At 50.5% G+C, this 24,766-nt stretch carries 21 protein-coding genes; 10 read left to right on the top strand and 11 right to left on the bottom strand.

All coding sequences use genetic code 11. The features are described from left to right. Positions 1-2: 2 nt before the first annotated feature. The 8 genes from nuoF to rplU all read right to left on the bottom strand — a co-directional run bounded on the left by nuoF (position 3) and on the right by rplU (position 7,358). Positions 3-1,400, bottom strand: coding sequence for an NADH-quinone oxidoreductase subunit NuoF (nuoF, locus tag AC5L4R_RS04005; protein ID WP_494472799.1), 1,398 nt, complete (start codon positions 1,398-1,400; stop codon positions 3-5). Positions 1,401-1,450: 50 nt separating this feature from the next. Further along, a complete protein-coding gene (gene nuoE, locus AC5L4R_RS04000; RefSeq protein ID WP_494472781.1) occupies positions 1,451-1,960 on the bottom strand; it encodes an NADH-quinone oxidoreductase subunit NuoE in 510 nt (169 codons plus the stop codon). Positions 1,961-2,020: 60 nt separating this feature from the next. Then, positions 2,021-3,790, bottom strand: coding sequence for an NADH-quinone oxidoreductase subunit C/D (gene nuoC, locus AC5L4R_RS03995; RefSeq protein WP_494472780.1), 1,770 nt, complete (start codon positions 3,788-3,790; stop codon positions 2,021-2,023). 122 nt (positions 3,791-3,912) lie between these two features. Continuing rightward, positions 3,913-4,563, bottom strand: coding sequence for a NuoB/complex I 20 kDa subunit family protein (locus AC5L4R_RS03990; RefSeq protein ID WP_494472779.1), 651 nt, complete (start codon positions 4,561-4,563; stop codon positions 3,913-3,915). Between the two features lie 141 nt (positions 4,564-4,704). Beyond that, positions 4,705-5,244 (bottom strand): NADH-quinone oxidoreductase subunit A, encoded by a 540-nt coding sequence (gene ndhC / locus AC5L4R_RS03985; protein WP_494472798.1) that lies wholly within the window; start codon positions 5,242-5,244, stop codon positions 4,705-4,707. Between the two features lie 447 nt (positions 5,245-5,691). Further along, entirely contained in the window at positions 5,692-6,402 is a 711-nt protein-coding gene (gene lolA / locus AC5L4R_RS03980) for an outer membrane lipoprotein periplasmic chaperone LolA (RefSeq protein WP_494472797.1), read from the bottom strand. Positions 6,403-6,741: 339 nt separating this feature from the next. Then, positions 6,742-7,002 carry a 50S ribosomal protein L27 gene (rpmA, locus tag AC5L4R_RS03975; protein WP_494472778.1) on the bottom strand — a complete coding sequence of 87 codons (261 nt, stop codon included), beginning with the start codon at positions 7,000-7,002 and terminating at the stop codon, positions 6,742-6,744. Positions 7,003-7,046: 44 nt separating this feature from the next. Beyond that, complete coding sequence (gene rplU, locus AC5L4R_RS03970) at positions 7,047-7,358, bottom strand: 50S ribosomal protein L21 (RefSeq protein ID WP_494472777.1); 312 nt, start codon at positions 7,356-7,358, stop codon at positions 7,047-7,049. Positions 7,359-7,997: 639 nt separating this feature from the next. Between rplU and AC5L4R_RS03965 the strand changes: the two genes are divergently transcribed. From AC5L4R_RS03965 to AC5L4R_RS03945, 5 genes are all read left to right on the top strand, one after another. Then, complete coding sequence (locus AC5L4R_RS03965; protein WP_494472796.1) at positions 7,998-8,918, top strand: polyprenyl synthetase family protein; 921 nt, start codon at positions 7,998-8,000, stop codon at positions 8,916-8,918. A gap of 206 nt (positions 8,919-9,124) precedes the next feature. Next, positions 9,125-10,132 carry an alpha/beta fold hydrolase gene (locus AC5L4R_RS03960; protein ID WP_494472776.1) on the top strand — a complete coding sequence of 336 codons (1,008 nt, stop codon included), beginning with the start codon at positions 9,125-9,127 and terminating at the stop codon, positions 10,130-10,132. A 342-nt stretch (positions 10,133-10,474) separates the two neighbouring features. Beyond that, positions 10,475-11,908, top strand: a complete 1,434-nt coding sequence (locus AC5L4R_RS03955; protein WP_494472775.1) for an efflux RND transporter periplasmic adaptor subunit — start codon at positions 10,475-10,477, stop codon at positions 11,906-11,908. A 41-nt stretch (positions 11,909-11,949) separates the two neighbouring features. Continuing rightward, positions 11,950-15,213, top strand: a complete 3,264-nt coding sequence (locus AC5L4R_RS03950; RefSeq protein ID WP_494472774.1) for an efflux RND transporter permease subunit — start codon at positions 11,950-11,952, stop codon at positions 15,211-15,213. 98 nt (positions 15,214-15,311) lie between these two features. Next, complete coding sequence (locus AC5L4R_RS03945; RefSeq protein ID WP_494472773.1) at positions 15,312-16,943, top strand: efflux transporter outer membrane subunit; 1,632 nt, start codon at positions 15,312-15,314, stop codon at positions 16,941-16,943. Positions 16,944-17,010: 67 nt separating this feature from the next. Here AC5L4R_RS03945 and AC5L4R_RS03940 read toward each other — a convergent pair whose 3' ends face one another. Beyond that, complete coding sequence (locus tag AC5L4R_RS03940; RefSeq protein WP_494472772.1) at positions 17,011-17,541, bottom strand: thioesterase family protein; 531 nt, start codon at positions 17,539-17,541, stop codon at positions 17,011-17,013. A gap of 201 nt (positions 17,542-17,742) precedes the next feature. Here AC5L4R_RS03940 and hemB point away from each other — a divergent pair, with 201 nt between their 5' ends. The 5 genes from hemB to hemF all read left to right on the top strand — a co-directional run bounded on the left by hemB (position 17,743) and on the right by hemF (position 23,490). Further along, a complete protein-coding gene (gene hemB, locus AC5L4R_RS03935) occupies positions 17,743-18,753 on the top strand; it encodes a porphobilinogen synthase (RefSeq protein ID WP_494472771.1) in 1,011 nt (336 codons plus the stop codon). 137 nt (positions 18,754-18,890) lie between these two features. After that, the gene (locus tag AC5L4R_RS03930; protein WP_494472770.1) at positions 18,891-19,094 is read left to right on the top strand and encodes a hypothetical protein; all 204 of its coding nucleotides are present in this window, start codon (positions 18,891-18,893) and stop codon (positions 19,092-19,094) included. A gap of 208 nt (positions 19,095-19,302) precedes the next feature. Beyond that, positions 19,303-21,348 (top strand): UvrD-helicase domain-containing protein, encoded by a 2,046-nt coding sequence (locus AC5L4R_RS03925; protein WP_494472769.1) that lies wholly within the window; start codon positions 19,303-19,305, stop codon positions 21,346-21,348. 333 nt (positions 21,349-21,681) lie between these two features. Beyond that, positions 21,682-22,317 carry a porin family protein gene (locus AC5L4R_RS03920; protein WP_494472768.1) on the top strand — a complete coding sequence of 212 codons (636 nt, stop codon included), beginning with the start codon at positions 21,682-21,684 and terminating at the stop codon, positions 22,315-22,317. Between the two features lie 195 nt (positions 22,318-22,512). After that, positions 22,513-23,490: an oxygen-dependent coproporphyrinogen oxidase gene (gene hemF, locus AC5L4R_RS03915; protein ID WP_494472767.1), complete on the top strand. Its 978-nt coding sequence runs from the start codon at positions 22,513-22,515 to the stop codon at positions 23,488-23,490. A 67-nt stretch (positions 23,491-23,557) separates the two neighbouring features. On the opposite strand, the gene gloA is transcribed toward hemF, so the two are convergent. Together gloA and AC5L4R_RS03905 are read right to left on the bottom strand one after the other, a co-directional pair. Next, positions 23,558-24,067, bottom strand: coding sequence for a lactoylglutathione lyase (gene gloA, locus AC5L4R_RS03910; protein ID WP_494472766.1), 510 nt, complete (start codon positions 24,065-24,067; stop codon positions 23,558-23,560). Between the two features lie 35 nt (positions 24,068-24,102). Further along, positions 24,103-24,732, bottom strand: coding sequence for a carbonic anhydrase (locus tag AC5L4R_RS03905; protein ID WP_494472765.1), 630 nt, complete (start codon positions 24,730-24,732; stop codon positions 24,103-24,105). Positions 24,733-24,766: the final 34 nt, after the last annotated feature.

The following is a 24,766-nucleotide window of genomic DNA, read 5'->3' as shown; positions in this document are numbered from 1 at the left end:
CCTTACACAGCCTGTTTGGGCGCACCCGTTGTACCCGTTGGTACGTACGTGGTCACGCTGCTTGTTGCATCGCCTGTCGCCTCTGGGGTGTCAGACGCTGGCAAAATTTTGGCATCAAATTCATGGCGGAAGTATTTGAGCGCACTTTGTAGCGGCTCGACCGCCCCTGGGGCGTGCGCACAGAACGTCCGACCCAGCCATAGGTCTTTGGTGAGCTGTTGTAATACGTCGATATCAACAGGTTGCCCTTGCCCTGCATCCAATGCCGTCAAGGTTTTGACACCCCATGGCAAGCCGTCACGGCACGGCGCGCACCAACCGCACGACTCACGCGCGAAGAATTTTTGTAAGTTGAGCGACAGCGCGACCATGTCTTGGTTTTCATCCACCACCATAATCAGCCCCGTACCCATACGGCTACCAGCCTTCATGATGGTGTCAAATTCCATCGGCAAATCTAAGTGCTCAGGCGTCAAAAAGTCTGTTGATGCGCCCCCTGGTAGCCAAGCTTTGAGCACGCGCCCATCTTTCATGCCTTTGGCATAATCGTAAATCAGCTCACGCGCGGTCACACCAAATGGTAGCTCCCACAAACCAGGCTCATTGACCAACCCTGAACAGCCAAAGATTTTGGTACCTGGCACTTCAGATTTGCCGCCAGAAATACCCTTGTACCAGTCCACGCCATGTAGCAAAATCGCTGACATATTGCTCAATGACTCAACGTTATTGACGACTGTAGGACGACCCCACGCGCCCGACACCTGCGGAAACGGCGGCTTGGTACGCGGATTGGCGCGGCGACCTTCTAACGAATTAATCAGTGCCGTCTCTTCACCACAGATATAACGCCCTGCACCTGTATGCACATGGATATCAAAGCTATAGCCTGTGCCTAAAATATTGTCGCCCAAGTAGCCTTTGGCACGCGCTTCAACCAGTGCTGCGTTTAGCCGCGCAGCAGCTTCAATGTATTCCCCACGAATAAAGATATAGCCTGCTGTTGCGCCAATGGCATACGCGGCGATGGTCATACCTTCAATCAGCTGAAACGGTACGCGTTCCATCAACAAGCGATCTTTGAACGTCCCCGGCTCCATCTCATCGGCATTACACACCAAGTAGCGTGGCCCACCATCGGGTGGGGTCATAAACGTCCATTTTAGCCCTGCATTAAAACCTGCACCACCGCGCCCACGCACATTGGCATCTTTAATCATCGTGGTGACCTCTTTGGGCGATTTTTCTAAGGCATTTTTTAAGCCTTGATAGCCTTTAAGGCTCTCATAAGTCGCCAAATCCAGCACTGACTCATGGTGTGCCAAACGCCATGTCAAAGGACGGGTTTCACTGGTAGCTGTCGCCTTGTCGCCATAAATCGGGATACTTTGCTGACCCAGCTGGCTCGGTGATTTACCGTGCTTGCGTTGTTCTAATTGTTGGGTGATATTCATGCGTATTGCTCCAACAGTTCGCCAATTTCTTCAGGCAGCACAGGACCGTAGGTGTCTTCATCAATCAGCACCGCAGGCCCTTTGTCGCAGTTGCCCAAGCAGCAAATCGGCAAGAGTGTAAAGCGATTATCGGGCGTAGTTTGTCCAAAACTGATGCCCAAATGACGCTCAAATGCTGCCGCTAGGCTCTCTGCGCCGACCAAATAACACGCGATTGAGTCACACACCAAAATCACATGCCGACCCACAGGTGAGCGATAAATACGGTTATAAAACGTCGCCACACCTTCCACATCGGTCACAGCGATTTGCAATAAATTGGCAATCGCGCTGACCTGTGCGTCGTCCACCCAGCCGTTGCGACGCTGGACGATTTTTAGTGCGTCCAATAGCGCGGCGCGTGGCTGCGGATAGTGATGCATGTATTCATGAATCTCGTCAATCTCGCTGGCGGTCAAAATGCTGGCAATATCGACTTTGGGGGTTTTATCAGTAACAATTTTCATGCGTGCTGCTCTAATTATTGGCGATGGATAATAAACCGTGTGCGCTTACCGTATCGGCTATTAGCGATCCACGTCTGCCATTACCACGTCAATCGACGCCAAATAAATAATCAAATCCGACACCAAACTACCGTTAATCACCGATGGCATTTGTTGCAAATGGGCAAATGTTGGCGTGCGAATACGCGTGCGGTAGCTCATGGTTGAGCGATCCGAGGTAATATAGTAGCTGTTAATCCCTTTAACCGCCTCAACCATCATTAACGACTCGCCTGCTGGCATGACCGGCCCCCATGATACCGACAAGAAGTGGTTAATCAAGGTTTCGATGTCGTTGAGCGTACGGTCTTTGGGCGGTGGTACTGCCAAGGGGTGGTCAGCTTTGTACGGGCCTGATGGCATATTGTTCAGACACTGCTCAATGATACGCAGCGATTGGCGAATCTCTTCGATTTTAACCAAACAGCGATCATAGGCATCACCATTGAACGCGATCGGCACTTCAAAATCAAAATTTTCATAACCCATGTACGGGCGCGCTTTACGCAAGTCATAGCCGATACCCGTTGCGCGTAGACCTGCCCCCGTCACACCCCATGCCAAGGCTTGTTTGGCATCGTATTGGGCAACGTTTTGGGTACGCAGTTTTAAGATTTTATTCTGCATGGTCGCTTTGACATATTCATCAATGCGCGACGGCATCCAGTCCAAGAACTCACGCACCAAACGCTGCCAGCCGTTTGGCAAGTCCAATGCCGTGCCGCCGATACGAAACCACGCAGGGTGCATCCGATAGCCTGTCACCGCCTCAATCACGTCGTACGCTTTTTGACGGTCGGCAAACATATAAAAAATCGGTGTCATACCGCCTGCGTCTTGGATAAACGTTCCCCAGTACAGCAGGTTGTTGGTAATGCGGAAAAACTCACTCATCATGATGCGAATGGTTTGCGCGCGCTCAGGTACGGTAATGCCTGCCAGTTTTTCCACCGCCATGACGTACGGCAATTCATTCATCACCCCACCTAGGTAGTCAATACGGTCAGTATAAGGGATGAAGGAGTGCCACGTTTGTCGCTCGGCGATTTTTTCTGCACCGCGATGATGATAGCCAATATCGGGAATACAATCGATAACTTCTTCCCCATCTAGCTGCAATACCACACGAAACGCACCGTGCGCCGATGGATGGTTTGGACCTAAGTTTAGGAACATGAAATCTTCATCACGCCCGCTACGCTTCATACCCCAATCTTCAGGCACAAAGCGTAAGTTTTCTTGCTCAAATAGCTGCTTACCCAAATCAAGATAATACGGTGGCACTTCGGTGGCGCGTGAGGCATATTCTTTGCGTAGCGGATGTCCCTCCCAGTATTTGGGTAACAAAATCCGCGTCAAATGCGGATGCCCCTCAAAGCGAATACCAAACATATCCCACACTTCTCGCTCATACCAGTTGGCGTTTGGCCAAATGCGTGTTGCGGTGGGTAGATTCAAATCATTTTCTGACAACGCCACTTTTACCCGAATATCGCTGTTGCGCTCAAGCGACAACAAATGATAAAACACAGTAAAATCGCTGTCAGGTAAGCCTTGACGGTGTTGGCGCAGGCGTTCATCCATCGCGGACAAATCAAGCAGCATGACGTATGGCTTGGGCAAGGTGCGCAAATACAGCAACACATCTAACAGTTGCTCGCGGCTCACCCACACCGTTGGGAAATCATCACAGGTGGGCTGCACCACAAATTGACCAGCAAATTTTTGGTTCAATTCTGTAATGACGATGGGCTCATCAGCGGTTGGTCGATTGTCGGTTACCGTTACCATGCGTCGTACCTTACCTTACATATCTAGACATAGCTTTTGGATATAGCTGGGTGGTTGCTGGGCTGCTATCTTTTGGCAAGGCAAAAGACAGCAGGTTTAAATTCACAAATGTTTACACAGGCTTATTCTATATTATCGGGGCTGCGCAAGTTTTTGACCGCAATGCGATCCGCCTGTTTGCGGTCGCGCTCAGACTGCATGACGGGTTGATAAATACCTTGGTCATTGACATGAATACCCAGCGGACGACGCTCTTTGCTGATAGACTCTTGCAACACCAAAATTGCCTGAATCAATGCCTCTGGGCGTGGTGGGCAGCCGGGGATATAGACATCCACAGGCAAAATCTTATCCACACCTTGCACGACAGAATACACGTCATACATACCGCCTGAGTTGGCACACGCCCCCATCGAAATCACCCACTTGGGCTCAAGCATTTGCTCATACAAACGCTGCACCACGGGTGCCATTTTCATAAAGCACGTGCCTGCCATAATCATGACATCGGCTTGACGCGGCGATGCACGAATAACTTCCGCCCCAAAACGTGACAAATCATGCACGCCTGTCAAGGTCGTTGCGTACTCCACATAGCAGCAGGATGTGCCAAAGTTAAACGGCCACAATGAATGCTTGCGTCCCCAGTTTACCAAACTATCAAGGCGCGTCATCACGATGTTGCGGTTAATTTCTTCTTCATCGATGATTTGGCGCGACTGCATCGGGAAGCGGTCATTGTCCAAATTGGCTTTGGTTAAGGTGTATTTCATAACAAAACCTTGTCTTACCTAAAAGGGCTTTATGAAGCGTCATTGCATTTAGCATCGCCGTCGTGAATCACTGGGCGATTGACTAACGGTTTTCACAGATAACCAACAACTAACAAGCGCGTGGTCATCCTTGCAAGTCACTTAGGATTGTAGGGGTGTTTTGACCAACTTTGCTTGCGCCGTTGGCACAGGGGCAGATTGGGCAGGTACTTTGCCTGTTGGGTCGGTTTGTAATTCGGTCACGCCATCAAAGCGCGTGATATCGGCCAAATTAAAATTGGCAGGCGCGGCAGACAGGCGCGGACGATGCGCTTTTTTATCGCTTGGTGACCAGCTTAGCGCGCCCAAACGCACCAAATAATACAAGCCTGCCAGCAATTCAGCGATAAAGACCAGCACTGTGAAAAAACCCAACCAGCCTGCTTCACGCACCGACACCGCATAGGTGTACAGATACAAGGCCTCAAGGTCAAAAATCACAAAGAAAATCGCCACCACATAGAACTTGGCCGACAGCCGAATACGCGCCGAACCGACACTGACGACACCTGCCTCAAAGTTTTCTTCTTTTTGAAAGCCTTTGGACGTGCCGCCCATCAGTCTTGGCACGACCAGCATAAAGATACACAGCCCGACAGCCGCCAAAATATAGACAATCGCTGACCAATCCAATGCGGACAACATCGACAAGCTCCTATCACGGCGCAACGCAGAAATCACCAGCGATGATCAAATGAACGCTACCAACGATAAAGTATTAGCCCAATTATCAATGGCGGGTAGACAACACGTTGCCGCATTTGGGCTAAATTATCCTGTTTAGACAGCGGTTATAAATTTAGACAACTGTCATAAACAGACAAACACGCGCAACATCGTGGCTCACTGGCTACATAAAATAACGCACAACAAAATATCGCATAGTTTAACCAGTTTATGGCAAAAATGCTAGTGTTGTGCGCAGGCTTTCGTAGGATTCCTTGCTAGAAAGTAGCCAGCAATCGTAGCCATCTGGTTGTTTTTTAATCGCTTTTATACCGCGCCAAAGGATTTGCGGCACATCACACAAAAAAAACGCGAACCCCCGTCCGCGCTTTTTTTATGGCCAACCATCAACAAATGTATGGCTTATTGGGCAATGACATCCACGCCTTTGGGCGGTGTAAAGACAAACTGACTGGCAGCAATCGCAGGGTTGCGCTTGATAGCGCTAAAATCAATACGGGTGAGCTGCCCTAAGTTGTCGTTTAGCACCATCGTGGTCGGCATACCGCCATTAAACGCCAGTGCTAGGCTACGAAAATTGGCATTTGCGGTTTTGGGATACAACACATAATACGCTTTACGCGCGTCAGGCTGGGTCACACGAAAGCTTGCGCCAATGCGACTTGGGTCGCCTGACAGCAGCAAGGCAGGTGTGTCGCCAACTTGGTTATTGACGCTTTGGCGCGTGGCTTGGCTCAAGTCTTTGTCATAAATCCACAAGGTGTTGCCATTGGCGACAATAAGCTGCTCGGCATTGCCTTGGGTGTGCCAGCGAAATTTATTTGGACGCTGCACCTGCATAGTGCCTGTAAAGCGTTTGCTGCCGTTAAGCGCGTTTTTTTGCGCGCTGGTTGCGCTGGTTGTGGTCTGGACAAAGTTTGCCGACATGCTTTTGATGCCGCTTAGCTGCTGGCTGAGGCTTTTGGCGGCGGCAGCTTCTGACGCAGGTGCGGCATAGACGGCCGTTGGTGCGAATAACACCACGGGTGCGGCGATACTTAGCAAGGCAACGCCTAGGCTGTGCGCGGCAAGACGTTGGCGCAAGGTGGTTTTGGTTGGTGTGGTCAAGTTCATAAATGCCCCATCAAGTAATGACACAAAAATTGCACAAAAGTGGTTTCCTATAAAATCGCTAAACTTTGAATAGCCACTTTGATTAGCCAATCTCAGCCAGCTAAACTGGCAAAATCGGTTTGGCTGTTGTGATGGCCTTATTGTGCGTTTTCTTTTCTTGCTCCGCTAGCCGTTGGCTGCAACTTTTTGCGGTGCATTTGTTTAACATGTAACACAATATTTCCGTTTGCTCGTTATCAGTCAGGTATTTTGCGCCCAAAATAACCGCCAATAAAAAACCCAATCAACTGACTTGACTGGGCTTTTGTATCAAACACAACGTGTGTCGGCAGCGTCGGCTTAGCCTTCGTTTTCAACCGTTACATAGCGGCGATTGAATTCACCTTTTACGGCAAATTTCACCACACCATCGGTCAAGGCAAATAGGGTGTGGTCACGTCCCATGCCCACGCCTTCGCCTGCGTGAAATTCAGTGCCGCGCTGACGCACGATGATGTTACCTGCGCTGACTTTTTGACCGCCAAAGATTTTCACGCCCAACATTTTTGGGTTAGAATCACGTCCGTTACGGGTCGAACCTGCTGCTTTTTTATGTGCCATGTCTTGCTCCCAATATCAATCTGTTTGAATCAATCGCTGCAAAATTACGCGTTGATAGATTTGATTTTTAGCAAGGTGTACCATTGGCGATGACCTTGCTCTTTGTGGTAGTGCTTGCGGCGGCGGTGCTTAACGATGCGCACTTTTTCGCCACGACCATGCTCAACCACCTCAGCTTCGACGCGCGCGCCAGCCACCAACGGCTGACCGATTTTGATGTCGTTGCCATCCACAACCATCAATACGTCTTCGATGGTGATGGTGTCGCCTTGTTCGGCTTTGAGCAATTCAACTTTCAATAGTTCGTCGGGGGTGACGCGGTGCTGCTTACCGCCGCTTTTGATGACTGCGTACATTTGGGCTACTCCAAATTACTCGGATATCGTGACCGTTACCACAACGGCGCTTGTGAACGATTGACCAGAGATTTCATACGGTTTGTTTGTCGTTGTACCAACATGTGGTATTTTTTAGACAAATTAGGCGCAAGATTTTATAGAAAAATTGCGCCAAAAGCAAGTGATTTTTATGAATAAATCGGCACAAGCGGTTGGTTAGTTCGGTGTGGCAAAACACGGTGCCACGGTGAAATTTTGGCGCAAATTACATTCGCCCTCTGTGGCAAAATCGCGCGCTGTGGTATAGTGTGGGCAAACATTTGGCGGTAACTTTTTGATCGTCTTTTGACGGGCATTTTAACAATAACGGCATGTATCTTTATACACTATATGTTTTATACACTATATGTTTTATTGGTTTAACGGTACATCATGACAATGCATTCAACCGATTCAAAATCCCCCTCTCATCCCGATGCCGCGGCCGATCCGCGTTTACAACCTGTCGATGATAGGGCAACGCTTGACCATCAGCTACAAGATTTGTTGGTGGCGCGTGGCGATAGTGCGCCATACGCTGACGCTATTCAGGCAAGCAACAGCAACCCTGTGACGTATCAGCAGATTCAAGCGGTGGTGGCACAGGACTTTGCCACGATGGATCAGCAGGTGTTTGGTACGCTTAATTCTCGCGTCAAGCTGGTTATGGCAGTCAGCCAACATGTCATTGACGCAGGCGGTAAACGTATGCGTCCGTTGATTTCGCTGCTGTGCTCACGGATTTGCGATGATCGCCCGTCAGCCAAAGCGATGCGCTTGGGCGCGATTACCGAAATGCTGCACACTGCCACGTTGGTGCACGACGATGTCATCGACGCGTCAGGGATGCGCCGTGGTAAGCCGACTGCGAATGCGACGTGGGATAACCCAACCGCGGTGTTGGTGGGTGATTATCTAATTGCGCGCGCGTTTAATTTGTTGGTTGAGTTTGGCTCATTGCCGCTGCTTAAGCTGTTTTCGGATGGTACGTGCGATATCGCCGAAGGTGAGGTGCTGCAGTTGCAACACCAACACGACCCAGAGGCCACAGAGAGCGATTATATGCGCATCATTGATGGCAAAACCTCGCGGCTGTTCATGCTGGCAGCGCAAGGCGTGTCGATTTTGCACAACCGCCCTGAGTATGAAGCGGCGTTTGTCACCTTTGGGCAGCATTTTGGCAATGCGTTTCAGATTATCGATGATATTTTGGACTTCACGGGCGATAGCGCGGTGTTGGGCAAAAACGTTGGCGATGATATCGCAGAAGGCAAGCCGACATTACCATTGATTAAAGCGCTTGAGTTCACCAAAGGCGACACCCACGACACGCTACGCTTGGCTATTCAAACAGGTAAAGTCGCCGACGCAGGTGCGATTATCAATATCGTGCAAGCCAGCGGCGCGTTGGAATATTGCCGTGACAAAGCCGAACATGAAAGCCAGCTTGCCCGCGCGTCGGTGCTGACGTTGCCGCCATCACCGTATCGTCAAGGTTTGCTTGATTTGTTGGCATTGGCGCAACAACGTTTGTATTAAAGGCTGATTTTTAGCAAGCGGTACACAATGGCGATGGGTGGATTGATGGCTGCCAGCGCCGCCCACCGCTTTTTGTTTGCCGTTGTATGTCAGATTTGACCAAACTTGCGCCATTGAAAAATCTTGTCGCCGTCCTATTTATTAGGACAGCAGTTTATTAAAACCGCTGTGTTTGTCTTTGATTGCCCGATTGTATCGCAAGCTTTATGACCGATTCTGTCATCCACGCCCCACTTTCTGAGCCCAGCGCCCATGCGGCGTTGATCCGTTTTCGCCCATCCAAATATGCCGATTTTATGCAGGCGGCCAAGGTGCGCACGCCCAAGTACAAGTTTTATGTGGAAATCGGTGGGGCGGCAGATGCGCCTGTGATTGTGCTCATCATGGGCTTGGGCGCGCAAAGTTTGGCTTGGCCCAATGAGTTTTGCCAAGCGCTGATTGAAGCAGGCTTTCGTGTGGTGCGCTTTGATAATCGCGATATCGGCAAATCCAGCAAGCTAAAACACAAAAAGCTCACCGCCGTGCACCAATCCACGCTATACAAAGCCAAATTATTAAGCCGTTTTAGCTTGGGTTTGCCGCTAAAAAACCTCAACGCGCCGTATGATTTGTACGACATGGCAGAGGATGTTCACCAGCTACTCAAGGTGCTTGGCATCACGCGTTATCATGTACTTGGCCAGTCGATGGGCGGCATGATCACCCAAATCATGGCGGCACGTTACCCAGAGCAGGTGCAAAAAATCGGCTTGCTATCGACCAGTAACAACCGACCGCTGTCACGCCCACCGACCCTTAAGTCAATTCGCGCATTCACCCAAACGCCACCTGATAAAGCAAACATCGACGATATCACCACCCATTTTGTCAAGAGCTTTAAAACCGTTGCCAGTCCACGTTTTTTTGATGAAGCCCATGCCCATGCGCGTGTTAAATCGCTATTTGAGCGGCGGTTTTATCCCAAAGGTACGCGGCGGCAGCTGCTGGCGATTTTGGCGACGGGTTCATTGGTGCGTATCAATCGCCAAATTGAGCAACCAACGCTGATTGTTCACGGCAAGCAAGACCGCTTGATTCCCGTGTCACACGCCAAAACACTGTCAAAACATATTCGCCAAGCGCGGTTGGTGGTGTTTGACGAGCTTGGTCATGACCTGCCCTTGCCTTTGGTTGCGCCTCTGGCGAGGGCGTTTATTGAGCATTTTAAAGCTTAATTTTATAATAAATCGTATTGTTTATTTTTTCTTATTAAAAATTGGACTGTTCACAGATTTACGATTTTTTATAGTCTAAAATTGTGACCAAAACGCGTTAGATTCGTCTTTTTTGTCACACTGTGTGACAGGTGTAAGTCTACATTAACAAATTTTTGCAACACAAATGTTGCTTATTGCATTATAATACCGTCCAAATTTTTAATGATTTTAGCGTGTGTACGCCTTTTGTTTGCTGATTGAGCAAGGTAGTCACCTGCCAGCTTGCTATCAGCAAATGCCAGTTTATGCTTTAAATGATTGATTTCTAACCAGTTTTTAATTTGATAAATCGAGGTTGGTATGCGTTACCCTGTTTTATCGATGGTGGCAATGTCGGTGATTGCCGCGTTGGCGACGGTTGGCTGTGACAAGTCTAAGTCTAAGGATGCAGACGCGGCGCAAGCCCAAGCCGCTGCCATGCAAATGCCGCCTGCGGTGGTCAATGTCATGCCCGTGCAGTACCAGACCGTGCCGCTGAGCAAGGAGCTGTCGGGCAAGGTGGTGGCTTATCAAGAAGCCATCGTCACCCCGCAGGTCACAGGCATTGTAGAAAAACAACTGTTTCAAGATGGGCGTTTTGTCAAGCAAGGTCAGCCACTCTACCAAATCAACGCCGATACTTATGCCAACACATTGGCAGGCAGTGAGGCAGATTTGGCACAAGCGTTGGCAAGTATCAACACCGCCAAAGCCAACTACAACAACGCGCTTGCCAGCCTTGAGAGCCGTCAAGCGGAGCTGGCACTGGCGCGCGCCAACCAAAAACGCTTAAACTCGCTCAAGGGTACGGATGCGATTTCGGCGCAAGAAGTCGATGTTGGCGCAACCACCGTTGATACCGCTGAAGCCGCGGTACGTAACGCACAGGCGCAAGTCGGTGTTGCCAAGGCCAATATCGAAGCTGCCCAAGCGGCTGCCCAAGGCGTGCAACAAGTCATCAATACCAACAAAATCAACTATGACCGTACACGCGTTGTCGCACCAATGAGCGGCGTTACAGGACGTTCAGCAGTTAATGTCGGTGCACTGGCAACCGCTGGGCAAACCAAAATGGTGACGATATCACAGCTTAATCCGATATATGTTGATATCAGCCAATCCTCTGCTGAGCTACTGGCACTGCGCCAGTCCATGATGCAAGGCGATGTCAATGCCGCCAACACCGCGCAGGTGCAGCTGATTTTGCCCGATGGCTCAACGTATCCTGTTACCGGGCAGTTGCGCTTTGAAGAGGCGCGCGTGGACTCAAATACAGGTGCGGTCAATCTGCGCGCGGTATTCCCAAATGACAACGGCGTGCTGCTACCAGGTATGGCGGTCAATGCGCGCTTGATTCAAGGGGTCATCCCCAATGCGGTGCTGCTGCCACAAAGTGCGGTCACTCGCACCGCCAAAGGTGATGCCACGGTGTACATCGTCGATGCCAACAAAAAAATTCAGGTGCGCCCCATTCAGACCCAAGGGACTTACCAAGGCAATTGGATTGTCACCGATGGCTTACAGCAAGGTGAAAATGTGGTCGTCATTGGTGGAATGAAGGTCAAACCCGACCAACAGGTAGAAGTTAAACCTTACGTACCCGATAGCGAAGGCCAAGTAGCCAATGCACCGATGGCAGCGCGCGCCAATGCAGTGACTGCCGCTAACGCCAGCAGCCCGTCTGCTCAACCAACCGCACCATCAACCAATCCGCCAACGGCTGCAGGACGCACCAACGCGTCAGCAGCGCGTTGATGGTTGTATTGATGTCACCTTATTAGGGATTGGGAGCAACCATGTCAGAATATTTTATCAAACGCCCGATTTTTGCTTGGGTGATTGCGCTGCTGATTATGCTTGTCGGGGTGCTGTCGATTTTTAACCTACCGATTGAGCAATATCCGCGCATTGCGCCACCGACGATTACGGTTAGCGCGACTTACCCTGGTGCATCGGCACAGACGATTGAAGATACCGTCACCCAAATCATCGAACAACAGATGAAGGGCTTGGACGGCTTGATGTATATGTCATCAAGCTCATCAAGCGCAGGCGCGGCAACGATTACCTTGACGTTTGACAACGCGGTAGACCCTGACACCGCACAAGTACAGGTACAAAACAAGCTGCAATCTGCCGTCAGTGCGCTGCCTGAGATGGTGCAGCGCATGGGCGTGACGGTCAACAAATCATCCAGCGGCTTTTTGATGGTATTGGCATTCACCTCAGAAGACGGCAGCATGAACCCCGCCGATATCGCCGACTATATCAACTCCAACATCGTTGATCCGATCAGCCGTGTTGAGGGCGTAGGTACGGTCAATGTGTTTGGATCGGCATACGCCATGCGTGTGTGGCTTGACCCTGCTAAGCTACAAACCTATAACCTCATGCCATCGGATGTGGTCTCAGCGATCCAAGCGCAAAACGCGCAGGTGTCGGCAGGTCAGCTTGCCCAACAGCCTGCCCAAGATAGTCGCGAGGTCATCAACGCTACCGTCACCGTCCAAAGCTTTTTGCAGACGCCTGAGCAATTTCGCAATATCTTGCTAAAATCCGATAACAACGGCGCGTTTGTGCGTTTAGGTGATGTTGCCGAAGTTGAAATCGGTAGCGAAAACTACAGCGTCTTGTCACAATACAACGGCAAAGACGCGGCAGGTATGGGGATATCGCTGGCATCGGGGGCCAACGCGCTTGACACGCAAGCGGCAGTGGTTGCGCGAATTGAGCAACTCAAAGCCAACTTCCCTGCTGGTATGGGCGTGGATGTGGCGTATGACACCACCCCATTTGTGCGCCTGTCAATTAGCCAAGTTGTGCGCACGCTGATCGAAGCGATTGTGTTGGTGTTCTTGGTGATGTATCTGTTTTTGCAAAACATCCGCGCCACCATCATTCCAACGCTTGCGGTGCCTGTCGTTTTGTTGGGTACGTTTGCCGTGCTCAGCACGTTTGGGCTGACCATCAACGTTTTGACGATGTTTGCCTTGGTGCTGGCGATTGGTCTGTTGGTCGATGATGCGATTGTGGTGGTTGAGAACGTCGAGCGGCTACTAGAAGAAAACCCCGAGATGACGGTGGTTGAGGCAACCAGCCAATCCATGCAAGAAATCAGCAAGGTCGTTATTGGTATTGCGCTGATTTTGTCGGCGGTATTCTTGCCAATGACATTCTTTGGTGGTTCAACGGGTGTGATTTATCGCCAGTTCTCTATCACCTTGATTACCAGTATGGTGCTATCGGCGGTGGTGGCATTGATCTTCACGCCTGCTTTGTGTGCCACGATTTTAAAACGCAGCAAGTCACACGATAAAAACGCACAAAAAGGCGGCTTTTTTGGTTGGTTTAACCGCACGTTTGATCGGCTATCGCGTGGCTATGAGCGTTTTATCGGGCGCAGTATTCGTTTTAAGTGGCTATTTTTAATCCCATTTATTGCCATCATCGCTGGCGCAGGCTATTTGTTTAAAAAAATTCCCAGTGCGTTTTTGCCTGAAGAAGACCAAGGGACTTTGTTCACCTTGATACAGCTGCCTGCAGGTTCGACACAGTCAGACACGCAAGCGGTGCTTGATAAAGTTAATCGCTACTTTTTGACGCAAGAAAAAGACAATGTTAAGTCGATTTTTACCGTAAACGGCTTTAGTTTTACGGGGCAAGGGCAAAACGTTGGTTTGGGCTTTGTGCGCTTGATCGATTGGGAAAACCGCCCCGGCGCTGAGCGTACCGCGCAAGCGGTGGCAGGTCGTGCGATGGGCTATTTCATGACACAGGTCAATGAAGCGTCGGTATATGCCATCACGCCGCCATCGATTCAGGGCTTGGGTACGGCAAACGGTTTTGATTTACAGCTACAAGACGCAGGCAACCTTGGGCATGAAAAACTGCTTGAGGCACGCAACATGCTATTGGGTATGGCAGCGCAAAACGACACCGTGGCAGGCGTACGCCCCAATGGGCAAGAGGATTCGCCACAATTAAAGGTCGATATCGATTACGACGCAGCCAGCACCATGGGGGTCAATCCTGGTAGCATCAACAGCTTGCTTTCAACCGCTTGGGGCAGTACCTATGTCAATAACTTCCTTGACCGTGGACGTGTCAAACGCGTGTATGTGCAAGGCGAGGCCAGCAGTCGTACCACACCTGAGGATTTAAACAAGTGGTATGTGCGCAATGTCCATGGCGATATGGTGCCGTTTACCGCGTTGGCAACGACGCGTTGGCAGTTTGGTTCACCCAACCTTAACCGCTATAATAGCTTGCCATCGATGAACATCCAAGGCAGCGCGGCACCGGGCAGAAGCTCGGGTGAGGCCATGACAGCCATGGAAAACATGATTGCCAAACTACCACAAGGCATTAGCTATGAGTGGACAGGCTTGTCACTTGAGGAGCGCAAGTCAGGTAACCAAGCACCGATGTTGTATGCGGTGTCGATTTTGGTCGTGTTCTTGTGTTTGGCGGCGTTGTATGAAAGCTGGTCGATTCCGTTTGCTGTGCTGTTGGTTGTGCCGCTTGGTGTATTGGGTGCGGTGCTATTCACCGCGCTGCGCGGCTTGACCAATGATGTGTATTTGCAAGTGGGTTTGCTGACCGTTGTCGGACTGTCGGCCAAAAACGCGATTTTGATTATCGAATTTGCCAAAGAGCGGCAAGACGCTGGGCATGATTTGTTTAACGCGGTCACTGTGGCGGCACGCCAGCGGCTGCGTCCGATTATCATGACATCCTTGGCGTTTGGTATTGGTGTAGTGCCGTTATTCCGCGCGACAGGCGCAGGTTCGGGCAGTCAAAACGCGATTGGTACCAGTGTGTTGGGTGGTGTGGTGAGCGCGACGCTGTTGGGGGTTTTCTTTATCCCAATGTTTTATGTGTGGGTGCGCTCGATTATCAAAGGCAAAAAACCACCGCGCAATCCTGATGCGTCTGACGACACACACGCTGCGGATCATCTGCCAACAGATGACCACCACGAGCAGCTAGTCACGCCAAATGGTGCAGTGTACGCACCTAGCGACCGCCAAACGCCGTTGGTGCTAAAAAAAGACGATTAAACGGTTGCGTACGCTGGCAAGTTGGATGACTTGCCAGTTTTTACGCCGCCTTTTATTATTCATCTGATGAACCGTGACAGTGGTCATAAGAAGGTCTTATGCAAAATCCAGTAATCAACCACGCCCTACCTGCCCACCCACCGCGCCACGCGCTACAGCGTGTCGCACGCCAAACGACGCTGTGGGCAAGTGTGGGTGCAATGTTGGCCTTGAGCGCGTGCCAAACCGCCCCTGCACGCAAAACCGAAGCCGTGGTCGCTCAGCCACAAATCCCCACCACGCAGCCCTACGAAATTCACGACAGCGAAACCGTCAGCCGCGCCGATGAGCCAAGCGTCGCCGCCCAGCGTTGGCAAGACTTTTATAGCGACGCGCGCCTGCGTCGGTTGATTGAGCTGGGGCTTGAAAACAACAAAGACATCAACGCCGCCGTGTTGGCCATTCAAAAATCGCGCGCGCAATACCAAATCACTGATATCAATGATTTGCCAACGTTCAATGGCTCGGCTAGTGCGGCGCGTACAGGCGATTTTGACGGCACGGCAAACACGCGCTACAACGTCGGCTTGGCGCTGGCAAGCTATGAGTTTGACTTTTGGGGGCGTATCGCCAGCCTAAAAGAAGCCGCGCTGCAAGATTTTTTGGCCACCGCAGCGGCAAAAGATGCGGTGCAAATCAGCTTGATTAGCAACATCGCGCAAAGCTATGTGGCCTATAGCTACAACCTAGCACAGCTTGAGCTTGCCCGCCAAACCCTCAAAACCCGTGAGGATTCGCTGCGCATCAACCGCAAACGCTATGAAGCAGGGCTAGACTCGCAACTTACCACCGTACAAGCGCAGTCGTTGGTCGAATCCGCACGCGTATCCATCGCCAATGCTGAAACCAACTTACTAAAAAACCGCAACGCCTTGCGCTATTTGGTCGGGACACCGATTGACAACAGCTTACTGCCACCGCCTGCCATCAACAGCATTACCAACAACCGCGTATTTAATGCAGGCCTACCCAGTGACTTGCTGCTGTACCGCCCCGACATCCGCCAAGCTGAGCACACGCTCAAAGGTGCAGGCGCGAACATTGAGGCGGCACGCGCAGCGTTTTTCCCATCGATTGGTTTATCGGGCAGTGTCGGCACGGCAAGCCTTGAGCTGTCGGATTTGTTTAAAAGCGGCACATTTAATTGGGGCATCACCCCCACGGTGAGCCTACCGATTTTTGATGCAGGCAGACGACGGATTAACTATGAGCTTGCCGAAATCACCGAGCAACAAGCGCTGAACAACTATGAAAAATCCATCCAAACCGCGTTTAAAGAAGTCAATGACGTGTTTGCCACGCGTGCCACGCTCAAAGACCAGCTTGCCGCGTATGACCGTATGCTAACGGCCAACCAAAAAAACCGCCAAATCGCCGACGCGCGTTTTAAAGCAGGATTGGATAACTACCTCAACGTGCTTGACGCGCAACGCTCAATTTATAGCACCCAACAAAGCATTTTAAATACCCGACAAGCGCAATTGGTCAGCCAAATTCAGCTGTATCAAGTACTAGGTGGTGGTGTCAATCTTGACGTGCCATTAGATGCGCCCAGCCCGCGCTACCAAAATGCCAGCACCGTGGTAACCAACGTTACACGCCGTGTGCTGCCAACCAACGTACAAAACATCCAAGGCGACCGTGCAGTGGCAATCACCAATACCACAACCACACAGCTGACAAATCAATAAACCTTTGCTTTGAACAAACGCTAAAAACGCGCCGTCAAATTGGCAGCGCGTTGTTTGTTCATAGTCTTTAGTAAGTATAACTTGCCATACCGTGCGCAATCAGCGTGCCGTCTTGATTGACCAATAACATGCGTGTGGTACAGCCTTTACGCCCCATGCGGATGATTTCTGCGGTGGCAACAAACGCCGTACCACGCCCTGGGGCAAGATAATCAATGCGCAAATCTGTGGTTGCGATGCGCTGGACACGCTGACGCTGCTCGTCAAACGTGCCGATATCGCGCCGATAAATCTCAAACATTGATGCCACACCGCCAATGGTATCAAGCAGCGTTGCCGCCACCCCACCGTGCAAAATCTTAAAATGCGGATTGCCGATTAAGCCTGCATGGTTGTCAATACGCCCAACCATCTGCCCATCTTCTAACGCAAAACGCATTTGGCATAACTGAGCAAACGGCATCGCGGTCATAACCTGTGCGATTTCATCCCCCAGTGTGGTCAGCGGTGGCTTGGCAAGCGATGGCGCGGATTCGGCATTAAAATCCGATACGTCCACATCGTCATGTTGGCGATGACATGATTGATTGGTTGGCATAATTCACTTCCTTGTGCATAAAAAAATTGAGGGTCAAAGTATGGGCAAAACCCGTGTTAGGTTTGTCATTGGGCATACACCAACGGTTACAGACCGTGCAAAATGTAATTTGCCCAGCTATGCTACAATAGCCACATGGCGCGCGCAAGCGCCAACCACCTGACAGTATCATCCCCCATCAACTAAAATAAGGATAACACCATGAGCTATGTATTCAACCGCAGCTTCCCACAAACACGTTTGCGCCGTTTGCGCTACAACGACAACATCCGCGCGATGGTGCAAGAGGTGTCGCTTGCGCCCAAGCATTTAATCGCGCCTGTGTTTGTCATGGAGGGCAACCACCAACGCCAAGCTATCCCCAGTATGCCAGGTGTTGAGCGTTTGAGTATTGATTTAATCGTTGATTATGCCAAGCAACTGTTGGATGTTGGCGTGACCACGATTGACCTATTCCCCGTGGTTGAAATGGCGGACAAATCGCCACTGGCAGAAGCCGCGTATGCCGATGGCAACCTGGTTAGCCGCACGATTGAGGCTCTCAAACGCGACGTGCCTGACATGGTCGTCATGACCGATGTCGCGCTTGACCCCTACACCACCCACGGGCAAGACGGTATTTTGGATGACAGCGGCTATGTGGTCAATGACCCAACCGTCGAGATTTTGGTCAAACAGACCTTAAACCATGCCCGCGCAGGCGTGGACATCATCTCACCGTCAGATATGATGGACGGGCGTATTGGGGCATTGCGCCAAGCATTGGACGCAGCAGGCTTTGTCAATACCGCCATCATGGCGTATTCAGCCAAATACGCATCAGCCTATTATGGGCCATTTCGCGACGCGGTCGGTAGCGCAGGCAACCTTAAAAGCGGACACAAAAAACAATACCAAATGGACTTTGGCAACCGTGCCGAAGCACTGCATGAGGTCGCGCTTGATATCCAAGAAGGCGCGGATATGGTGATGATTAAACCTGGGCAACCGTATTTGGACTTGGTGCGTGAGGTCAAATCAACCTTTGGCGTACCCACGTATGCCTATCAAGTTTCGGGCGAGTACGCCATGCACATGGCAGCGATCCAAAATGGCTGGCTTAGCGACACGGTGATTTTAGAGAGTCTGCTGGGTTTTCGCCGTGCTGGCGCGGATGGGATTTTAACCTATTTTGCCCTAGAGGCGGCAAAACAGTTGCAAAGCGCGCGCTAGAATACAACCGTTCGCAATGGCTACAAACGGATAAGCCGCGTTCACATAATGCTACTGGGTAAACGCAGATTTGGTGCTAAGCTAGGCTATGATTGCCAAGTGATTGGCGCTGTTTTATCAGGCTTAGGGAGTTAAGCGTGTCAGAATCGGAAGAGCGTTTACCCATCGGCAAAAGTATTGGCTTTGCCATCGCATTATTGGTGTTTTTGATGATTGGCTTTCGGCTGGCAGGTGACCCTGTACCAACCGCCAGCGCAGACGGTGCTAGCATCATCAGCCAAACCGACAGCGTGATTAGCACGCTAAACCAACCTGAGGCGCGTTCGACTACACGCCCTTAGCCGTTGTCCTGCCGCCCAAAATTTTAGCAAAACCAAGCCCCAGCGCTTGGTTTTTTTTGTCCTGTTGGTCATAAACACCGTTTAACGCCATGATTTGGCGTTGATTTTTGTCTATTTTTGGCTGATTGCTTTGCCAGTTTTTGCCCAAACGGCTTATAATACGCGCTGATTTTGCCAAAAACTTTTTGCCTAAATTTTGAGATGTCTTATGAGCCAACTTAACCCCCGCCAACAAGAAGCCATGCAATACGTTTCAGGCCCGCTATTGGTGCTGGCGGGCGCAGGGTCGGGCAAAACCTCAGTCATCACGCGCAAAATCGCCTACTTGATTGAGCAATGCCAAATGCCTGCCGAACGTATCACGGCAGTGACCTTTACCAACAAAGCGGCGCGTGAGATGAAGGCGCGTGTGCAAAAGCTATTGCCCAGTGACAAAACGCGCGGCTTGACGGTCTCGACGTTTCACCAATTTGGCTTGCAGTTTTTGCGCTATGAGCTGCTGCACACACCGCTTAAAGGCAATTTTTCCATCATGGACAGTGAGGACAGCAAGCGGCTGCTGATGGATTTGATGGTACGCGACAACATGAGCGGTGCTGAAAGCCGTGAACTGGTCGGCAAAGCCATCAAGATGATATCCGACTGGAAAAACGACTTGATACGCCCCGAGCAGGCAGCAGCCACGCTGTCTGACCCCGAGGATATGCTGTTTGCCACCTTATACGAGCTGTATGAACGCAACTTGCGCGCGTACAACGCGGTGGATTTTGATGATTTGATTGTGCTACCGACGCAGATTTTGCAGGCGCAGCCGCAGGTGCGTGACAAGTGGCAAAACCGCATTCGTTATCTGTTGGTTGATGAATACCAAGACACCAACACCGCACAGTATGAGCTGATTAAGCTGTTGGTTGGTGTGCAGGCGCGCTTTACCGTGGTCGGCGATGATGACCAGTCGATTTACGCGTGGCGCGGCGCGAAGCCTGAGAATATGGCGCTGTTGCAGCAGGATTTTCCCAAACTCAAAGTGGTTAAACTTGAGCAAAACTACCGCTCAACCAACCGCATTTTGCACGCCGCCAACGCAGTCATCACCAACAATGAGCATTTGTTTGAAAAAAAACTGTGGTCAGACAAAGGACATGGCGAGCTTATTCGCGTTATCAACTGCCGCAATGACGACGATGAAGCCGAGCGCGTGGCAAAAGAAATCGTCACCCACCGATTGCGCCACGGCAACGAATGGCAAGACTATGCCGTATTGTATCGCAGCAACTTTCAAGCGCGGATGCTAGAGGCACAGCTACGCCAAATGCAAGTGCCTTATAAACTATCGGGCGGTACGTCGTTTTTTGCGCGCAGCGAAATCAAAGACATCATGGGCTATTTGCGCTTGATTTTAAACCCCGAGGATGACAGCGCATTTTTGCGTATCATCAACACGCCCAAGCGTGGGCTTGGACCTGCCAGCCTTGAGAAATTGGGACTATTTGCGCAAGAACAGCAGATCTCGTTGTTGGCAGCCAGCAGCCACGCAGGGCTTAGCCACGCCCTGCCCAAAAAGGCCGCCAATGAACTTAAAACCTTTGCCGACTTTATCGAACATTACACGCGCGAGCTTGACCAACACCCCGACCCTGTGCCGCTGGTGCGCCAGATGATTGATGAAACAGGCTATATCGACTTGGTCAAAGCCGAAGCCAAAACCCCCCAGCAAGAAAAAGTGCGTATCGACAACATCGACACCCTATACAGCAGTATTCAAAATCTCATTAACCGCGCAGAAAGTGACGACGAGCGCACGATTGACGCGGTCATTCGTAAATTGGTACTGCTTGATATGCTTGAGCAGCAACAAGAAGAGGAGAACACCAACAAAGTCAATCTGATGACCCTACACGCCGCCAAAGGGCTAGAATTTGACTATGTGTATATCATGGGGCTAGAAGAAGAGCTGTTGCCGCACAAAAACTCCATCGTCGCCGACAGTATCGAAGAAGAGCGCCGTTTGATGTATGTGGGCATCACCCGTGCCAAAAAAGAGCTAACCTTGTTGCACGCCAGCCAGCGACGCGGCGGCGGACAAATGCGCACCACCACGCCCAGCCGCTTTTTGGATGAACTGCCGCATGACCACCTAGACGCGCCCATGCTCAAAAAGCCTGTCGGCAGCGCGGCAAGCGATGGCAAGCCCAAAACCGCTGACGATTATCTAGCCAATTTACGCGCCTTGCTAGGCAACAAGGCGACCTAATAGCGCGGGGCAATGGGTCAGGACAGCCGCTTGTGCTATGCGTGATGGATGGACAAAGTCGCCTCTTAAACCGCTGCTGCACAAATTTTATTACAATTTAACCGCCCAACATGTAACAAAGTATTGCAATAAAGGTAACAAAAAATTTCAAAATAGCGGCTTTTGGCGTAAAATCGTTACCTTACTTGCAATTACTTACCCGTTTGCCGTCAAACACTGACACATAGGGTGCAGCCGATTGCTAATATAGCCTCATCAACACGCCAACGCACGAATATCTGAACTGATATCTTGCTAGGCTTTGGCGTGATAGTTATCGAGGAGGAGCAATCCATGAAAACAATCAATAAAACACTAGCACTATTGCTTGCCAGCGCAGCAATCACCACAGGTGCTCATGCAGCGACTGCATACAACAATGCACCTGCTTACAACACCACCACTTACAACACCAACAATACCAACGCTTGGGGTTACAATGGTCAAGCGTATGCAGGGGTTAAAATCGGTCAATTAGACGGTGACGTAGATAACGCCGATACTGACAAAGCAACCGCTTATGGCGTGGTACTGGGCTATCAATTTGACCCTAACTGGGGTGCTGAAATTGAATACGTGGGCACTGATGATGCGGACGCGACCTTTAAAACCAATGTCGGTGATGTGAAAGGCGATTACGATGCCAAAACTTATGGCTTGTATGGTACTTACACCTACAACTTTGAGAATACCCCCGTATATGCCAAAGGTCGTCTAGGTATCGCTCGCACCGAAGTTAAAGGTGATGCTGATATTGTTGATACCAACTTGGTGAAAGCTAAGTACAAATCAGAATCTAAAGATACCAGCTTGGCAGGTGGTCTAGGTCTTGGCTACCATGCAGCATCGAACGTTGACTTAGAAGCCTCGTATGACTATGCCAGCTCTGATGCCGACCTATGGACCATCGGTGCAAAAGTAAAATTCTAATCAGTTTTACTGACTACCTAACAAAAACGGTGCTCAATCGGGCATCGTTTTTTTATGCTTATCAAGCGGTTAATTTTTTGACGATTCCCATAACGCTGGAGTTTATACCGCAGATTTGCGGTACAGCGTGGGCAAGCGTATAGCACGCAAGTTTGTGTTAAACTAACGATATCTTTTACACTGAAAAGGATGATTATGACGACCATTGCCGATGTGCGCGCTTTTTTGCTGGATTTACAACAGCGCATTTGCGAGGCGCTGACCGCCCAAGAACAGCAAGGTGGTGTAGATGGTGCTACAGATGCCAAGTTTTTGGTTGATGAATGGCAACGCCCGATTGAGCAAGGCGGTGGTGGTGGGCGCTCATGCGTGCTGCAAGGCGGTCAAGTCATCGAAAAAGCAGGGGTGATGTTCAGCCATATCAACATCAAGCAGCTACCACCAACCGCTACAGCACGTCATCCTGAGCTGGCAGGCAGACAGGCGCAAGCGTTGGGCGTGTCTTTGGTGGTGCATCCCAAAAATCCGCACGTGCCCACCAGTCACGCCAACGTGCGTTTATTTATCGCCGAAAAAGACGATGCTGAGCCGATTTGGTGGTTTGGTGGTGGGTTTGATTTAACACCGTTTTATCCCGTGTTAGCAGATTGCGTGCATTGGCACAAAGTATGCCACGACCTATGCCAGCCATTTGGCGAGGCGGTGTATCCACAGTTTAAGCGCTGGTGTGATGAATATTTTTATTTGGCGCATCGCGGTGAGCAGCGCGGTATTGGTGGTCTGTTTTATGATGATGTCAATACACAGAGCATGGGCTGGGATTTTGCCACCTGTTTTGCTTTTATGCAGGCGGTGGGCAACGGTTATTTAAACGCGATTTTGCCGATTTTTGAACAACGCAAGCACACGCCCTACACCACCGCCCAGCGCGATTTTCAGCTCTACCGCCGTGGGCGTTATGTTGAATACAACTTGGTGTATGACCGAGGCACGTTATTTGGGCTGCAAAGCCATGGGCGCACCGAGTCGATTTTGGTCAGCCTGCCGCCTTTGACGGGTTGGCAGTACCGTTATGAACCGCGACCGAATACGCCTGAGTTTGAACTCACCGACTTTTATCTAAAGCCGCAAGATTGGCTGGCACTTGGTGAGCAACACGCCCGACTCGGCTGATACCAACAAGCTCAACAAACAGGCCAAAACGCTGCGTCCGTTTTGGCCTGTTTGTTTGTGTATCGTATTAGCGCATCAAGTCCGCTTGAACGATTTCAATCCAATAGCCATCAGGGTCTTTGATAAACGCGATGTTTTTCATGCCGCCTTGCTCGGGGCGTTTTTGAAAGGTTACGTTGTTTTGGTCAAACCATGCCACCGCGGCGTGCAAGTCAGGTACGCTAAAACAAATATGCCCAAAGCCTTTTGGCTCGCTGTTGCCGCTGTGGTAGCTAAAATTGGGGTCGTTTTCTGTGCCGTAGTTGTGGGTTAGCTCCAAAATGCCACGTTGGCGAAAGGTGTATTCAGCGCGCGCGGCATCATCGGTGGGCAAATTTGCCAGCTCTTCATCGGTCAGTTTTGCCAAAAAATACAAATCAAACTGAGCATCGGGAAATGCACTGCGGTGCAACAGTGTCATGCCCAACACGTTTTGGTAAAAATCCAGTGAGACCTGTGGATCTTTGACGCGCAGCATGGTGTGGTTAAACACATAGCCTTGGGTGTTGTTTTGGGTGTTGGTGTTATGGTCAGTCATTTAATGCTCCTGTTTGATGTTGTAGTGCAAATTTGTTATTCAAAAAAGTGTACTTGCCCTGTTTCTAGGTCGTAGTTTGCTCCGACAATCAATAGCTTACCACTTTCAACCGCGTCTTCTAAAATACGTGAGCCGTGTTTTAGCTGACTGACCGACATACGCACATTGGCTTTGACACCGCGTTCAATCAGCTCATTTTCATCAACCGCTTGTCCACTCGCGGTGTAGATTTCATGCAGGTTATAGACACTTGGGCGAATGCGATCCACGATGGCGCGCAGATTTGGCGTCACGTATTGGTCGGGGTTCATGACGCTTTCGACACACGCGGTCACCGCACCGCAATGTGAATGCCCAAGCACAACCACAAGGCTGGTACCAAATTTTTCAGCGGCAAACTCAACCGAACCAATTTGCGATGGTGCAACGATATTGCCTGCCACACGAATGACAAATAAATCTCCCAAACCTTGGTCAAATACCAATTCGGCAGGCACGCGCGCGTCCGAGCAGCCCAAAATAATGGCAAATGGTGCATGTTCTTGCGTCAAAGCATTGCTGGCAAGTAAGACAGCATTGGGGTCTTTGAGACTTTCGACAAAACGGGCGTTGCCATCTTTGAGTAGTTGCAGGGCAGCTTGGGGACTATCGGGACGATTTGGCATGAATTTTACTCGCAAGTTAAAAGAAAATTGATGA

Source organism: Faucicola sp. SE7633 (assembly GCF_059264685.1).
The sequence above is the reverse complement of the archived record's forward strand: the minus strand, read 5'-3'. Positions and strand labels throughout refer to the sequence as shown.